Raw genomic sequence first — 15,158 nt, 5'->3', positions numbered from 1 at the left:
CGGGGGATGCGGGTCGAGAGTACGGTGTTGGCGATAGCTGGAGATTCGCCATACCTTCCCGTCGTGCCGGCAGATTTTCCGCGTGCCGGGCCGGGCAGGGCCCACGGCCCGCGACGCCGACGACCTGACGAGGTGGACATGACCGCAGCATGGCCCGGATCCTTCGGATCGATCGACGAGATCTTCAACCGGTTCTTCGGGCCGGGATCCTCCGCGCAGCCCCCGGTGCAGCGCATCGACGTCGGCCGGCTGCTCAGCGACAACGCCAAGACGGTCGTCGCCAAGGCCCGCGACGCGGCCGAGGAGTGGGGCAACGCGGAGATCACCCCCGAACATCTGCTCTATGCGGCCGCGCAGGTCCAGCCCTCGCGCAGCGTCATCTCCCGGCTCGATCTCGATCCCGACAAGATCGGCGCGCAGATGCGCGGCGCGGCCGGCAGCGGGCAGGCCACCGCCACCACGACCGGCGGCGGCGTGGTCCTGAGCCCGGCGGCCAAACTGGCCCTCCGCAACGCGCAGCGCACCGCCGCCGAGGCGGGCAGCAGCTACATCGGCCCGGAACATCTGCTGGTCGGCATCGCCGACAATCCGGAGAGCCCGGCCGCGCAGGCGCTCGGCGGCGCGAAACTGCCGGTGGCCGAAGGCAATCGGCGGCCCAGCGACACACCCACCCTCGACGAATACGGCCGCGATCTGACCGCCGAGGCCCGCGCGGGCAAGGTCGACCCCGTGGTCGGGCGCGCCCAGGAGATCGAGCAGACCGTGGAGATCCTCTCCCGGCGACGCAAGAACAATCCGGTGCTGATCGGCGATCCGGGCGTCGGCAAGACCGCGATCGTCGAGGGACTCGCGCAGCGCATCGTCAACGGGGATGTGCCGAGTACGCTCGCCGACCGGCGCGTCGTCGCCCTCGACGTCGGCTCGCTGGTCGCGGGCAGCAAATATCGCGGCGAGTTCGAGGAGCGGCTCACCAAGGTCCTGGACGAGGTGCGGGAGCACTCCGACGAGCTGGTGATCTTCATCGACGAGTTGCACACCATCGTCGGCGCCGGATCCGGCGGCGAGGGCTCGATGGATGCCGGTAATTTGCTCAAGCCCGCCCTGGCCCGTGGCGAGCTGCACGCCATCGGCGCCACCACCATCGACGAGTACCGCAAGTACATCGAGAAGGACGCCGCACTGGAACGCCGTTTCCAGCCGGTGATGGTGTCGGAGCCGTCGGTGCCCGACACCATCGAGATCCTGCGCGGGCTGGTCGACGTCTACGAGGAACATCATCAGGTCCGTTACGAGGACGAGGCGTTGATCGCCGCGGCCGAACTGTCCGACCGCTACATCACCGACAGGTTCATGCCCGACAAGGCGATCGATCTGGTCGACCAGGCCGGCGCGCGGGTGCGGCTGCGCACCCGGATGCCCGAACCCGATCTGCGCGAGGCCGAGGAGGAGCTGGCCCGGCTGCGGCGGGAGAAGGACGCGGCGGTCGCCGACGAGGACTACACGCACGCGGACACATTGAAGGCCGAGATCGTCGCTGCCGAGGATCGGGTCGACCACATCGAGAATTCGGCATCGCCGACGGTGACGGTCGAGGATGTGGCAGAGGTGATCTCGCGGCAGACCGGTATCCCGGTCGCGGAACTCACAGTGGAGGAACGGGAACGGCTGCTTCGGCTGGAAGATGTGTTGCACCGCAGGGTGATCGGGCAGGACGAGGCGATCGTGGCCGTCGCCGAGGCGGTGCGGCGCGCTCGCTCCGGGATGAAGGATCCGAACCGGCCGATCGGCTCGTTCCTGTTCCTCGGGCCCACCGGCGTCGGCAAGACCGAACTCGCGAAAGCCTTGGCGGAGGCCGTATTCGGTGACGAGGATCGGATGATCCGGTTCGACATGAGCGAATTCCAGGAGAAGCACACGGTGTCGCGGCTCGTCGGCGCCCCGCCCGGATACATCGGTTACGACGATGCCGCGCAGCTCACCGATCGGGTTCGCCGCCGGCCGTATTCGGTGATCCTGTTCGACGAGGTGGAGAAGGCGCATCCGGACGTGTTCAACGTGCTGCTGCAGCTGCTCGACGATGGCCGGGTCACCGATGCGAAGGGCCGCACCGTCGATTTCAAGAACACCATCGTCATCATGACCAGCAATATCGGCTCGGACATGATCCTGAACGCGCCCGCGGGCAATCTGGACGCGCTGATGCCGAAGCTGATGGACCGGCTGCGCGGCCACTTCCGGCCCGAATTCCTCAACCGTATCGACGAGACCATCGTGTTCCATCGGCTCGATCGCGACGAGTTGCGCCACATCGTGGACCTGGTGCTCGACGGGCCGCGGCGACGGCTGCACGCGCAGGACATCGGGATGGACGTCACCGATCAGGCCCGGGACTGGCTGGCGGACAACGGATATCAGCCCGAATTCGGCGCGCGACCGTTGAAGCGCACCGTGCAGAAGGAACTGGAGAACCGGGTTTCGCGGCTGGTGCTCGGCGGCGAGATCGGCGACGGTGACACCCTGCGGGTGGATGCCGACGATTCCGGGCTGCTGGTCAGCGCGGTGTCACCGAAGAGCGGACGGCAGCAATCGGTGGCCGCGGTGCCCGGCCGGGGCCGCGGCGACGGGCTCGGCGCGCGGGATAAGCCGGACACTGCCGGCGGACGCGGCAAGCCGGACACCGCCGCGAAGGATTCCGAGAAGGCGCGGGCGGGTACCCCGGCGGCGGAACGCTGAGGTACCGGCGAGGCCGGCGCGGGGATCGGCGGGCTCGTCGGGGGCCCGCCGATCCCCGCGCCGGCCTCGCTCAGTTCGTGCCGAGCGCGTCGATCTCGGTGTCGGACATGCCCAGCAGCTGCGACAGCACCTCGTCGGTGTGCTCGCCGAGGTCGGGCCCGACGTTGCGGATCGGCAGCGACTGCGCACCGATCACCGGGACGATGCCCGGGAACCCGACCGACTTCGGTTCCGCCGCACCCACATCCACGGTGAAGTTCTGAATCATGTTGCGCGCCTTGTACTGCTCGTCCTCGACGATATCCGCGGCGGTGTAGATCGGACCGCAGGGGATGCTCGCCGCCTCCAGGACGCGCAGCGCCTCGTCGCGGGTGTGCAGGCGGGTCCACTCGGCGATGGCCGCGTCGAGCCGTTCGCGGTTGCGCCACCGCCCCGCGTTGTCGGCCAGCTCCGGATCCGCGGCCAGATCCGGCCGTTCGATCACCTGCATGTAGCGCTGGAAGATGGCATCGCCGTTGCCGCCGATGATCACGCTGAGCCCGTCGCTGCACGGATAGGCATTGCTCGGCGCGATACCCTCCATCCGTCCACCCACCCGCTCGCGCCGGATCCCGTAGGCGAGATAGTCCGGCACCAGCGACTCCATCACGGAGAGAATGGATTCGTTGAGCGCGACGTCGATGATGCGCTGCGGCAACGGAATCGGCGCCTCGGTGCGTCCGCGCTGGAACAACGCCATCACGGTGCCGAACGCGGCGTAGATTCCGGCGATCGAATCCCCGATCGACACCCCGACCCGCACCGGCGGCCGATCGGGATCGCCGACCAGTTCCCGCAATCCGCCGACCGCCTCCGCCACCGCCGCGAACCCGGCCCGCTGCGCCAGCGGCCCGGTCTGCCCGTACGCGGAGATCCGGGTGATCACGAGCTCCGGATTCGCGGCGCCGAGCACCTCCGGCCCGAGCCCCCACTTCTCCAGCATCCCCGGCCGGAAGTTCTCGAGCAGCACATCGCAGCGCCGGACCAGATCCAGCACGACCTTGCGCCCGGCGTCCGTCCGCAGATCCAGCACGATCGACTTCTTGTTGCGGTTGACCGTCCGGTACAGCATCGAGGTGTCGCCGCCGTAGAGCCGCCAATTCCGCAACTCGTCCCCGGTTTTCGGCCGCTCCACCTTGATCACCTCGGCCCCGAAATCGCCGAGGATGCGGCCGGCGGTGGGGGCGGCGATGTAGTTGCCGAGCTCCAGTACCCGCACGCCTGCCAGCGGCAATGCGGTGGAATCGGACTGGGATGCGGTGGCGTGCTGGCTCTCGGTCACGGGTGACACCCTAGTTGCCGACCGCGCCGGAGCCGTTGTGCGTGCCGATGGTCAGGCGCTGCCGGAATCCGAGCCGTTCCGTGACAGGTCACGACGGCGGGGTCAGCGCGAGGTAGGCGGTGCTCCACAGTTGGGCCGCATCGGATTCCGTGATGTCGTCGGCGTGAGCGCCGAACGGGACCGGCTGGTAACGGTTTTCGGCGTAGCGCCAGCTCCAGAGTTCGGAATTCTGCATATCGCGGACCGCGTCGATCGACTGCCAGAGGGTCCGGCGGGCGGCCTCGAGGTGTTCGCGTACCGGGTTCGGTAGATCCGGACGGTGCAACTGCCGGTCCAGCCCGGCCGCGAAAGCCGCCTGCACCCAGGACCATACGACGGTGCCGTGATAGTGATGAGCGGTGAACCGGTCCCGGAGTTCGGGTGTCGCGAACACCGGATCGGCCACGACCGGTCCGACACCGGTCATCAAGCCCAGGGGGAACGGCCGGATCATCGTCGTCACTTCGGCGTCCAGGTTCGCGGGCGGTGGTGTGCCGTAGAGCAGGTCGAGTACCGCGTCGGAATGCAGTACGGGTATCGGGGCGCCGTCCGCGGTGAGCGCGAGGGCCGGGAACGAGATCGGGTCCGGGCCGAGCGCCGCGGTCGCGTCGGGCACGGGTACGCCGATGTGCTCGGCGTAGGTGGTGAGTGCGGCGCGGGCGCGCTCCGGGTCGATCGTGACCGTGAACAGTTTCGGCGCTTCGGCACGCCAGACCGTCGCGTCGCCGGCCGCGTGGGTCAGCAGGGCTCGATCGTCCTGTGTCAGATACGGATCGAGCAGGCCGCTGGCGAGCAGGTGGGCGGTCGCCTCCAGTGCCGCGGGGACCAGGACGACGTCGACGTCGTAGGGGTACCGGCCGCCGCCCAAACCTGTTGTGCTGTCCCGCCATTCACCGGCATCGCGGCCGGGTTGCAGGGCGATCAGCGTCTCGCGTCCGGGCCGGTTCGCGAACGGTTCGGCGCTGGTGACGGCGAGCCGCAGGTTGCGTACCAGGGCGGCGCCGATCGAGGGTGCGGTGCCCTCGGGGGTCCCGGCAGTCGATCGCAGGAATGCCGCGGCACGGTTGGCGGCGGCGGGCTCGTCGAGGAGGTATGCGGCGAGCGTGGGGGCCAGCAGGTAGCTCTCGTCCACCATGCTGTAGTCGAAAATCGGTGCGTCGGTAAGTGTTCCGGTCTGCTCACGGTGAGCGAGGATCGCGTATTCGCCGATGCTCTCCTCGTGGGCGACGGTGCCGTCCGGGGCCAGCCGGGTGAGCACCGACCGCAATCCGGCCTCGATCGCGTCGCCGGTCAGCACCGGCGACAACAGCTTCAGCGAGATCAAGGTGTCCCGGCCGAAATACGTGTCGAATCGCCAGGAGCCGGCCAGGAACTTCTCCCGGTAGCCGAGGAAGCCGAGCGTGTCGATCGCACTGTCCAGCTTGCGTTCCCGGCCGTTCAACAGTTCGCCCGCCAGCGACGACAGGGGTGGTTCGCCGCTCGACGCCTCGACGCGCACCTTGATGCGGCCGTCCGTTCCGGCGGTGATCACTCCTGCGCGGGACACCCGTCCGTCGAGTACTCGCATATCGAGCCGGTAGCCCGGTGCTCCGTCGAGACGATCGCGCTCCCAGGTGATCGAGTCGTCCGAAATCGACGGTGCCGCGGCAACTCCGGCGGGTAGGCGGGCATCCTGTTCGTAGTCGCGCAATACGCGGACGCTGGACAGGACCCCTTCTCGCGGGTGTAGTTCCGCGGCCGTGATCGATGCCACGAATGCCATGCCGTGCCGGGGTCTGCCGTGAGAGTCGTTGTCCCGGTGACTTTTCGGTGCCTCGTCGAGCACCCACTCGGCGGGGCTCGGCAGTCGGTCGAACCATACGCCGGTCCCGCTGTTGCCCGCCGGAAACGCCACGAGCAGCCGCGGATCGAGGCCCGATCGCAGCACCAGATGTCCGGCTGTCACACCGTCGCGCAGGAAGTAGTTGAGATTCAACCCTTCTCGGACCGCGAACCGAGACTCCGGGCGATCTGTTCGCACCCCGCATCCCGCGGTCAGGACGAGCGCTCCCGTGAGCCCCGCCACCGCGATCCGGCTGCCGATCCGACCCACCGACACGAGGGCACAGCGTAGGCGTGCGGGTGGGCCTCCCGGCGGAAGCGCAGGTTCGCCGGGCGAGCCGCGGTGGGGGTGCTCCGGCAGCGAACGTGCGTCCGGGACCGCACTGCGGGACGGTCAGGCCGCGTCGCGCGCTCGTGCCGCGCTGATCCCGAAGCGTTCGCGCAGGGTGACCTCGGCGTATTCGTGCCGGAACAGGCCGCGGCGGCGCAGGATCGGTACGACCTCGTCGACGAAGATCTCCAGGCCGGACGGGAATGCGTCCGGCATGAGGTTGAATCCGTCCGCGGCGCCGGCCCGGAACCACTGCTCGATCGTGTCCGCCACCTGCTCGGGCGTGCCGATGATGCGGCGGTGGCCGCCCGCGCCGAATTCGAGTACGGCGTCGCGCAGGGTGTATCCGGGATTGTCGGCGAGGCGGTCGCCGATCGCGCGGACCAAGGATTCGCGGAAGCCGAGCGAGGCGGTGAAGGCGTTCGGGTCGTCGAGGTCGGCGAGCACCTCCTGCGGGAAGGGGGCGTCGACGGGGTAGGTGTGCAGATCGCGCGCCAGTTGGGTGCCGAGGATGGCCAGTTCCTGGTCGAGGCCCTGGAGTTCCCTTGCGGTGCGGTACCTTTCGGCGGCCTCCGCTTCGGTGCTGCCGATGACGGTGATCAGGCCGGGCAGGATCGCGACATCGCTGCGCGGCCGGCCGTGCCGGGCGGCAACCTGTTTCACCTGTTCGTAGTGTTCCAGCCCGGCGGGCAGCGTCCATTCGGCGGTGAACACGGCATTCGCGGTGCGGCCGGCCAGATCCCGGCCCTGCGGCGAGCCGCCGGCCTGCACGATCAGCGGATGGCCCTGCGGTGAGCCGTCCAGCGGCAAAAGGCCACGGGCGTCGAAGAATTCGTCGCGGTGGGCGATGTCGTGGCCGTCGATCGCCGCGCGCCACAACGCGAGGACGAGGTCCACGAAGCTGTCGGCGCGGCGGTATCGGGTCGCGCGATCGGGGTTCGCGGTGAGTCCGAAATTGCCGCCGGCCGCGGGGTTGTAGGTGGTCACCGCATTCCAGGCGGCGCGGCCGCCGCTGAGGTGGTCGAGGGACAGGAAGCGCTCGGCCAGCTCGACGGGATCGTTGAAGGTCGTGGACAGGGTGCCGATCAGGCCGAGATGGCTGGTCGCGGCGGCCACGGTGGCGAGGATCGTCGTGGGTTCCAGGGCCCGGCCACCGGGCCGCACCAGCGGGTCCTCCCGGATCGCGGGATTGTCGGCGAGGAAGAACGCGTCGAGGGTGCCTCGTTCGGCGATGCGGCCGATCTCGGCGAAATAGTCGCCGGTGGTCGTCGCCGTCTTCGGCAGCCCGGACAGTTGCCAGGCGACGGGGCTGATGCCCAGGTCCAGGACGTTGATGTTGAGGATCACATGGTCGCGGCTCACGCCGAACTCCTTCAGGCAGAGACGTAGACGGGGCGCAGGTGCAACGGATCGGGTTCGGTTCGGCGGGTGATGCCGAGGTGATCGCGCAGAGTGGTTGCGCTGGAACGCAATCGGAGCACACCTTGGTCGGCCAGCACGGGGGCGGTGTTGTCCAGGAAGGTGGGGATGTCGCCGAGGTCGAGTCGAATCAGCACGCCTGCAACGGGTTCCGGCTCGCGTGCCCAATCACGCAGGCGTGCGGGCAATTCGGGATCCCGGCCGTCGGCGCGCAGATGGACGGCCACTGTTGGCGGCAATTCGGCTGCCGCGGCGCGATCATCGTGCGCCACCAAGGCGACATCGGCTGCCGCGGCATGGTCCCCGTCGCCGGGGCGGTAGTCCCACAGCACGATCGGCTCACCCTGCGGTGTCGTCGGCACGTTCAGTGGTCCGATGGTCGCGAAAACGCCGGTGTGATCGGCATATCGGACCTCGGCCTCGGCCGGCCGGCTCGCCGGGTCGGCGGTGGTGAGCGATTCGATCGGCCAGGTCCGCCAGAGCGCGCGGGCCGCGGCGACAGCCTCGGCCGGTAGCGCGGGCCCCGCCGGTGCGTCCGCGGCTGCCCAACTGCCCTGTTCCGTGGCGCCGAGTGCGATGCCCTGATCGGCCCGCAAGGCCAGCCATCCGGCCCGACCACCCGAGATGTGATCCAGCGACGCCACGCGCCGCGCCAGGTTGTACGGATGGTCGCGCTGCGCGGCGGCCGCCGTGACGATGCCGAGTCCCTGCGTGCGCCGCGCGAACACCACACCCAGCAGCGCCGGATTCAGCGATCGGGTGAGTGGCGCGGCCCGATCGCCACCCAGCACCACGTAACCCACCCCGGCCCGATCGAGCAGCTCGGGAATCCGATCGAATCCCGTACCGGCCGCACGGACCAGCTGTTCGTCCGGAATCTGCACTCCGAGAACAAGTGTCACATCAATCTCGCTTCGGTCGACGATGCCGGCGGACCGGGCCCAGCGGGGCCGGAGCGTATTCCGGACAGGCACCGAAGTTATCGGCGCCACGAGGACGCGACAATGTTTGCTCTCCTCAGGAGTTTTAACGGAGTCGTTAAGCGGGGCTTAACCTGAATCCACCGATGAATTCGGTGTATTTGGGTGTGTCGAAATGAAGAAAGTGCCTTCTGACCTGGGATGATTGGAGTTACCACACAACAACCAAGACAAGTTCCGAAAGACACTTTCAGTGCGATTGTTCCACAGGTTCGCCGAGTCCTCGGCGAGGTTCGATGATGATGGCCTCGTGTCGGTGGCGGGGTTGGTTCCGGTGATGACCCTGGCCGAGCAGACGGGTCTGACCAGGCTGTTGACCGAGAAAATTGCCATCGACGCGCCACGAGTCAAGTCCGGGTCGGTGAACCCGGCACCGAAACTGGCCACGTTGATCGCCGGGATGTGTGCGGGTGCGGACAGCATCGACGATATCGGTCTGCTGCGCAGCGGCGGGTGCAAGACGCTGTTCAGTGGCGTGTATGCGCCCTCGACGGTCGGGACTCTGTTGCGGGAGTTCACATTCGGTCACGCCAAGCAGTTGGAGTCGGTGATGCGCGAGCATCTGCTGGCCTTGACCGCGCGCGCGGATCTGTTGCCCGGTGCGGCTGTGCGGACCTTCGTCGATATCGATTCGCTGCTGCGCCCGGTCTATGGCCACCAGAAGCAGGGCGCGTCGTACGGGCACACGAAGATTGCTGGGAAAAAGGTTCTCCGCAAAGGACTTTCACCCCTGGCAACCACGATCAGCACCGACCTGGCGGCACCGGTGATCGCCGGGATACGGCTACGCGCAGGTAAGACCGGCTCGGGCAAAGGTGCCGCATCGATGGTTACCGCCGCGATCGGCACCGCTCGTGCCGCCCGCGCCACCGGCATCGTGCTGGTGCGTGGGGACTCCGCATACGGCACCCGCAAAGTCGTGTGCGCCGCGTTGCGCGCCGGGGCACAGTTCTCGCTGGTACTGACCAAGAATTCGGCGGTCAACGCCGCGATCACCGCGATCGGCGAAGACCAATGGACTCCGGTGCGGTATCCCGGTGCCGTGCGTGATCCCGATACCGGTGAGTGGATCTCCGACGCCGAGGTCGCCGAAATCTCTTATACCGCTTTCGCTTCCACGAAAGACCGGACCACCGCGAGGCTGATCGTGCGCCGGGTGAAAGACGCCCGATACCCCGATGCCCTGTTCCCGGTCTGGCGGTATCACCCGTTCTTCACCAACTCCACCGAGCCCGTCGCCGATGCCGACATCACCCACCGCAAACACGCCATCATCGAAACCGTGTTCGCCGACCTGATCGACGGGCCACTGGCTCACATTCCGTCCGGGAAATTCGGCGCCAACTTCGCCTGGGTCCTGTGCGCCGCGATCGCCCACAACCTGCTGCGCACCGCCGGAATACTGGCCGGTGGCCGACTCGGCCGGGCCCGCGGATCGACCCTGCGCCGCAAAATCATCACCATCCCCGCCCGGCTCGCTCGCCCTCAACGGCGTCCCATCCTGCACCTGCCCCGCTGCTGGCCCTGGGCGGACGCATGGCTCACGTTGTGGCACAACACAATCGGTTACACACCACCACAACCCGACAGCATCTGACCATCCCCGCCCGACGGGCCCGAACCGAGGACTCACGTGGAAAAGCTGGCCAGGCCAGCGGCTACTCCACGCCCGAAACCCGCTGGTCCGCGCGCCGCAGGCGCGCGGACCAGCACGAAACCCCCGTCAGTGGATTCAGGCTTAACGCCGGAGGTGATCGGTATATGCTGTCGCCGACAACCCCGTTGTGGCCGTTGCGGGCAACCGAATCGCATTGATTCCCTGATGGTTCGAGACGGAGTCGCCATCCGTGCGGTCGATCGCGATGAGGTGGGCGATGCCGCAGTGCGCAATTGGGCATGTACAGTTCCGGCGGGGCGTAGGCCGTTACACATGTCGGTTTGTCGGGGTGGGGGCCGTGTGGTGGTGGGGAATGTCGGGGATGGCCGGGACAACCTCTGGGATGGCGGCGAGGACGATTTCGACCGCATCCCGATCGCAAATATTCGCCACGACCTGTCCAGATTGGCCGAAGGCGAGCGTGATGCGTTGGATACCTACCTGTTGTCTCCGGACCGCATCAACGGCGCTCTGCGTGGTCAGCGAGAGGCGACCCCGTTGATCCAGCGGTCGATCGACCGCATCCGATCGGCGCTCACCAAATATTCTGTGCCTGACACAGTCGTGTGACCCGCGAGATCGATGGCAATGTGTACGGCATCACCGGGGAGGCCGGTGCTCGGGCAATGGTCGGTAAGGACATTGTCGAACCAGGGTTCTTGTCCACCAGCATGTCGGTCGACCCACCACGCAACCCGTCTCGCGGCAATCCAGCGATCCTGGATCTGGTGGTACCCGCCGGCACGCAGGCGCTCGCGGTCGGTGAGCTTGCCGAGTTCCCTGCGGAACGCGAGTTGCTCGTGATCGATGCTCGTCGCCTTCGCATCTTGGGGGTATCATTCGACCAGGCCAGACGGGTGTGGAGGCTACGAGGATATGTTGTCGATTGACGAGTTCGACAAGCTGAGCCGCGCGGAGAAGCTGACTGCTCTGCGTCGGCTCGACGACCAGGAATCCGGAATGGCAAGCCGTCCCTCGCCGAAAGAGATCCAGGCGTACCGGGACGAAGGCAGGACTCCGCCCGCCGCTGGAAGCGGCCCCTTCCGCACGCCGCTGTCATCCCTGCAGACCGACCTGTCGCCGCTCGTGGTCGACTCACCCCGGCGGCGCTGATCGGAGCCGAGGACGGGTCCCTGCCGACGGTGTGATTCGCCCGGTGTCGGGTGCGGGGGCTATACCTGTGCACAGGCTCGTCGTTGTACGCCGGATCGGGCCATGGTTCGCCTCGCTACGTCGCTCCGCGATGGGTCTTCTTCGGGCCGGAATCCGCGCCTTTCGCGGTCGGGTACGTTACCGGTAGGTGATTCCGATCACCGGTGTTCGTAGACAGTGAGGTCCGTCATGGGTTTCGAGCCGGATGTGCCGGTTCCGCCGTTGTTCGAGCAGTCGTGGCCGGAGGGGGAGTTCCGGTTCTTTCAGCTCGGGCATGTGGTTGCGGCGGCGCGGCGGTGGGTGGCGGCGTTCGGGGTGGGGCCGTTTCATGTGTTGCCGGTGGTGGAGCAGCGGGCCGTGTACGGGGACGAGGAGCGGGTGGTTCGGTTGCAGGTGGCGGTGGCGCAGGCGGGGCCGGTGCAGATCGAGTTGATTCAGCAGCATTGCGAGACGCCGAGTATTTTTCTCGAGTGGAGTCGGGGCGGGACTTCCGCGTTTCATCAGATCGCTACTGTGACAAGCGATTACGACGGTAAGGTGGCCGGGTTGCGGGGGCTCGGGTATCCGGTGGTTGCCGAGAGTCTGGCGGGGAGCTTCCGGGTGGCCTATGTGGATACCGCGGCGGAGTTCGGCTTCTATACCGAGATCGTGGAGAGCACGCCGAAATTTCTCGGGCAGGTGCGGGCGATATCCGAGACCTGTGCGGGGTGGGACGGTAGCGATCCGGTGCGGTTGCTGACCCGTGACGGCTATCGGGTTCCGGAGCAGGCATGACCGCGACTCGTCTCGAACCGGCGGAGCCGTTGCGGGGGTCGGGTGTCGCTCTGGAGCGGGCCATGCTGGACTCGCTGGACGATCTGGAGGGGGCGTTGCGGCTGGAAGTGATGGGGGAGAACGAGTTTCGGGTTCGGAACGAGCGGAGCCGGTTCGGGCGGGCGTTCGGTGGGCAGTTGCTGGCGCAGGCGATGCTCGCGGCGGCGGCCACCGTCGACGGTCAGCTGCCGCACTCTCTGCATGCGTATTTCGTGCGGAGTGGGGATTCGGATGTGCCGCTGGACATCTCGGTCGAGCGCACTCGGGACGGTCGGTCGATGTCGACTCGGCAGGTGACCGTGCGGCAATCGGGGCGCGAGATACTCACCGCGATCGTGTCTTTCCATACGAATCCGGCGGAACCCGAACTGTTCCAGGGGTCTTCGGGGGGAGTCCGGCCGGAGGAGTTGCCGTTGCTGCAACAGTGGGTGGACTTCGCGCCGGAGGAGATGCGGCCGACCGCGCGGAAGTGGATCGAGTTGCCGCCGCCGGTGGAGATGCGGATCGGGGAGGCGCCCACATTCGTTGTGCCGGGGCGGGATTCGGATGAGCGGGAGCACTGGATGCGGTTGCCGCGCGAGATCGGGGATCGGCCGGCGGCGCATATCGCGATGCTCGCTTACGCCAGTGATTATCTGTTGCTGGACATGGCTTTCCGGAATCATCCCGAGCAAGTGGATCATCGGGGGTTCGTGGGGCTGAGTCTGGATCACTCGATCTGGGTGCACCGGGCCGTGCGGTTCGACGAGTGGCATCGGTACACGCAGCGGATCGGGGCCGTGTCGGGGCATCGGGCGCTCGTGCACGGGACCCTGCACGATCTCGCGGGGCATCTCGTGGCCACTACGGCGCAGGAGGTGCTCGTGCGGCCGGTGTCTCGCTGACCGGAACGGTTTCGTCGTTCCCGCCGATGCTCTACCAAGCGCTTGCTACATTCGGCAGATGATCCCCACGGTCGTCTGGGGCACCGGCAATGTCGGCCGGGCCGCCATCCGGGCGGTGGCGGCGCATCCGGCGTTGTCGCTGGCCGCCGTCCTCGTCCACGATCCGGCCAAGGTCGGCCGTGATGCAGGTGAATTGTCCGGTGCCGGAATCGAATTGGGTGTGGCCGCGACCGATGATGTCGAGGCGGTGCTGCGGTCGGAACCTGTCGCGGTGGTGTACGCGGCCTCCGGCGATATCCGGCCCGATGCGGCGTTGGACGATGTGATCGCGGCGATCCGGGCGGGGGTCGTGGTCGTGACGCCGGCCTTGTACGCCTTCTACGATCAGCGCAGCGCTCCGGAGGCGGATCGCGAGCGGGTGCTGGCGGCGATCGCGGCCGGGGGTGGGTCGTTGTTCGTGTCGGGGGTGGATCCGGGGTGGGGTAACGATGTGCTGCCGCTGCTGATGAGCGGGCTGGGCGGGGCGATCGATATCGTTCGCTGCCAGGAGATCTTCGACTACACCACCTACGATCAGCCGGATTCCGTGCGGTATCTGGTCGGGATGGGGCAGCCGCTGACGTACGAGCCGCCGATGCTGGCGGCGGGAGTGCCGACCATGGTGTGGGGCGGGCAGATTCGGCTGCTGGCCCGCGCGCTGGGGGCGCCGCTGGACGGGATCCGGGAGACGTTGGAGCGACGTGCGTTGGAGCGCACCGTCGTCACCGCGCGGATGGGCGAATTCGTTTCCGGCACACAGGGAGCCGTGCGGTTCGAGGTGCAGGGGATCATCGGCGGGGTGCCTCGGCTGGTGATCGAGCACGTCACCCGGATCGATCCGGCGTGCGCGCCGGACTGGCCCTCGCCGCCGGACGGTGACGGCGCGCATCGGGTGATCATCGAGGGGCGACCGCGCATCGAGGTGACCGTGACCGCCACCGACGAGGACGGCAACCGGTCGGCAGGCGGAAACGCCACGGCGGTGGGACGTCTCGTGGGGGCGATCGACTGGCTGGTCGAGGCCGAGCCCGGCCTCTACGACGCCCTGGACGTTCCGGTGCGACCACCGGCGGGGCTGTTCGGAAGGAGCACGACATGATCATCGATGTGCCGGAGGGCCGCGATCCGATCGAATACGTCTGGGGTGAGATGGTCCCCGGAATCGGGCCCGCCGCAGGGAAATTCGCGATGGCGGTGTACACGCACAGCACACTGGGGCTGCGCGAGTTCGAGGCCGCCCGGCTGCGGATCGCGCAGATCAACGGGTGCCTGTTCTGCCAGGACTGGCGGACCGAGCGGGACGGGGTGAAGGTCGAGCCGGAATTCGCCGAGGCGGTGAGCGATTGGCGCACAACGGATCTCTTCGACGACCGGACCCGGCTGGCCGCCGAGTACGCCGAGCGGTACGCGCTGGACCATCACGGCATCAATGACGAATTCTGGGACCGGTTCCTGGCGGACTACTCGCAGCGGGAGGCGGTGGAGCTCACCATGTGCCTGGGCTCGTGGCTCGGGTTCGGCCGGCTCAACCGGGTCTTCGGGCTGGACGCGGTCTGTGTGCTGCCCAGCCATCTGCAATCCCGGAGCTCGTAGTCTGTCGGTCCCTCCTGGCAGGATCCAGGTATGAGCCTGAGCGGGGACGATGTCCGGCGGTTGGTGTCGGAGTTGCCGGAGACGGTGGAGGAGTTCGCGTGGGGGATGCCGGTGTTCCGGGTGGCGGGGAAGTTGTTCCTGACGTTGCCGGAGGGGGAGACGTCGATGGCGGTACGGTGTCCGATCGTCGATCGGGACGAGTTGGTGGTGGCCGAGCCGGAGAAGTTCTGGATCGCGGCGCACGAGGCGTGGAATGCGTGGGTTCGGGTTCGGTTGGCGGCGTTGGAGGATCGGGGCGAGTTGCGCGATATCGTGCTGGATTCGTGGCGGCAGGCGGCGCCGCGGCCGCTGGTCGAGGAGGGGGAGGGGGAGTGAG

Annotated in this window: 14 protein-coding genes; 10 read left to right on the top strand and 4 right to left on the bottom strand. The window is 67.8% G+C overall.

Annotated elements, in window-relative coordinates; translation table 11 throughout:
- Positions 1 to 138: 138 nt before the first annotated feature.
- Complete coding sequence (locus G361_RS0131100; RefSeq protein ID WP_019931047.1) at positions 139 to 2,733, top strand: ATP-dependent Clp protease ATP-binding subunit; 2,595 nt, start codon at positions 139 to 141, stop codon at positions 2,731 to 2,733.
- 70 nt (positions 2,734 to 2,803) lie between these two features.
- Here the strand turns inward: G361_RS0131100 and G361_RS0131095 are convergent, their stop codons facing one another.
- The 4 genes from G361_RS0131095 to G361_RS45530 all read right to left on the bottom strand — a co-directional run bounded on the left by G361_RS0131095 (position 2,804) and on the right by G361_RS45530 (position 8,566).
- Entirely contained in the window at positions 2,804 to 4,054 is a 1,251-nt protein-coding gene (locus G361_RS0131095) for a CaiB/BaiF CoA-transferase family protein (RefSeq protein WP_019931046.1), read from the bottom strand.
- An 88-nt stretch (positions 4,055 to 4,142) separates the two neighbouring features.
- On the bottom strand, positions 4,143 to 6,191 hold the full coding sequence (locus G361_RS0131090) for a hypothetical protein (RefSeq protein ID WP_026343720.1): 2,049 nt from the start codon (positions 6,189 to 6,191) through the stop codon (positions 4,143 to 4,145).
- A 117-nt stretch (positions 6,192 to 6,308) separates the two neighbouring features.
- Entirely contained in the window at positions 6,309 to 7,607 is a 1,299-nt protein-coding gene (locus tag G361_RS0131085; RefSeq protein WP_019931044.1) for an NtaA/DmoA family FMN-dependent monooxygenase, read from the bottom strand.
- Positions 7,608 to 7,618: 11 nt separating this feature from the next.
- On the bottom strand, positions 7,619 to 8,566 hold the full coding sequence (locus tag G361_RS45530; RefSeq protein WP_196814664.1) for an LLM class flavin-dependent oxidoreductase: 948 nt from the start codon (positions 8,564 to 8,566) through the stop codon (positions 7,619 to 7,621).
- A 271-nt stretch (positions 8,567 to 8,837) separates the two neighbouring features.
- Here G361_RS45530 and G361_RS0131075 point away from each other — a divergent pair, with 271 nt between their 5' ends.
- The 9 genes from G361_RS0131075 (at position 8,838) to G361_RS0131040 (ending at position 15,157) form a co-directional block, all read left to right on the top strand.
- On the top strand, positions 8,838 to 10,241 hold the full coding sequence (locus G361_RS0131075) for an IS1380 family transposase (protein ID WP_019925568.1): 1,404 nt from the start codon (positions 8,838 to 8,840) through the stop codon (positions 10,239 to 10,241).
- 360 nt (positions 10,242 to 10,601) lie between these two features.
- Positions 10,602 to 10,871: an ADP-ribosyltransferase gene (locus G361_RS0131070; RefSeq protein ID WP_019931042.1), complete on the top strand. Its 270-nt coding sequence runs from the start codon at positions 10,602 to 10,604 to the stop codon at positions 10,869 to 10,871.
- Positions 10,868 to 11,191: an ADP-ribosyltransferase gene (locus G361_RS48710; protein ID WP_081635648.1), complete on the top strand. Its 324-nt coding sequence runs from the start codon at positions 10,868 to 10,870 to the stop codon at positions 11,189 to 11,191. The genes G361_RS0131070 and G361_RS48710 overlap by 4 nt, the downstream gene beginning before the upstream one ends.
- Positions 11,178 to 11,414 (top strand): hypothetical protein, encoded by a 237-nt coding sequence (locus G361_RS0131065; RefSeq protein WP_019931041.1) that lies wholly within the window; start codon positions 11,178 to 11,180, stop codon positions 11,412 to 11,414. The genes G361_RS48710 and G361_RS0131065 overlap by 14 nt, the downstream gene beginning before the upstream one ends.
- Before the next feature lie 228 nt (positions 11,415 to 11,642).
- Positions 11,643 to 12,227, top strand: a complete 585-nt coding sequence (locus G361_RS0131060; protein ID WP_036496095.1) for a VOC family protein — start codon at positions 11,643 to 11,645, stop codon at positions 12,225 to 12,227.
- The gene (locus G361_RS0131055; protein ID WP_019931039.1) at positions 12,224 to 13,150 is read left to right on the top strand and encodes an acyl-CoA thioesterase II; all 927 of its coding nucleotides are present in this window, start codon (positions 12,224 to 12,226) and stop codon (positions 13,148 to 13,150) included. The genes G361_RS0131060 and G361_RS0131055 overlap by 4 nt, the downstream gene beginning before the upstream one ends.
- Before the next feature lie 58 nt (positions 13,151 to 13,208).
- Entirely contained in the window at positions 13,209 to 14,288 is a 1,080-nt protein-coding gene (locus tag G361_RS0131050) for a dihydrodipicolinate reductase (protein WP_019931038.1), read from the top strand.
- Complete coding sequence (locus G361_RS0131045; RefSeq protein WP_019931037.1) at positions 14,285 to 14,782, top strand: carboxymuconolactone decarboxylase family protein; 498 nt, start codon at positions 14,285 to 14,287, stop codon at positions 14,780 to 14,782. The genes G361_RS0131050 and G361_RS0131045 overlap by 4 nt, the downstream gene beginning before the upstream one ends.
- Before the next feature lie 30 nt (positions 14,783 to 14,812).
- The gene (locus tag G361_RS0131040; protein WP_019931036.1) at positions 14,813 to 15,157 is read left to right on the top strand and encodes an MmcQ/YjbR family DNA-binding protein; all 345 of its coding nucleotides are present in this window, start codon (positions 14,813 to 14,815) and stop codon (positions 15,155 to 15,157) included.
- Position 15,158 lies beyond the last annotated feature (1 nt).

The sequence above is a fragment of the Nocardia sp. BMG111209 genome (genome assembly GCF_000381925.1).
Classification (GTDB): Bacteria; Actinomycetota; Actinomycetes; order Mycobacteriales; family Mycobacteriaceae; genus Nocardia.
Note: the sequence above shows the minus strand (reverse complement) of the source record. Positions and strands in the feature narration are given on the sequence as shown.

Bases quoted from the DNA above. Each gene is read 5' to 3' on its own strand.
- G361_RS0131065 (WP_019931041.1), top strand. From the start codon at position 11,178: ATGTTGTCGATTGACGAGTTCGACAAGCTGAGCCGCGCGGAGAAGCTG.
- G361_RS0131045 (WP_019931037.1), top strand. From the start codon at position 14,285: ATGATCATCGATGTGCCGGAGGGCCGCGATCCGATCGAATACGTCTGG.
- G361_RS0131100 (WP_019931047.1), top strand. From the start codon at position 139: ATGACCGCAGCATGGCCCGGATCCTTCGGATCGATCGACGAGATCTTC.
- G361_RS0131040 (WP_019931036.1), top strand. From the start codon at position 14,813: ATGAGCCTGAGCGGGGACGATGTCCGGCGGTTGGTGTCGGAGTTGCCG.
- G361_RS0131060 (WP_036496095.1), top strand. From the start codon at position 11,643: ATGGGTTTCGAGCCGGATGTGCCGGTTCCGCCGTTGTTCGAGCAGTCG.
- G361_RS0131055 (WP_019931039.1), top strand. From the start codon at position 12,224: ATGACCGCGACTCGTCTCGAACCGGCGGAGCCGTTGCGGGGGTCGGGT.
- G361_RS0131050 (WP_019931038.1), top strand. From the start codon at position 13,209: ATGATCCCCACGGTCGTCTGGGGCACCGGCAATGTCGGCCGGGCCGCC.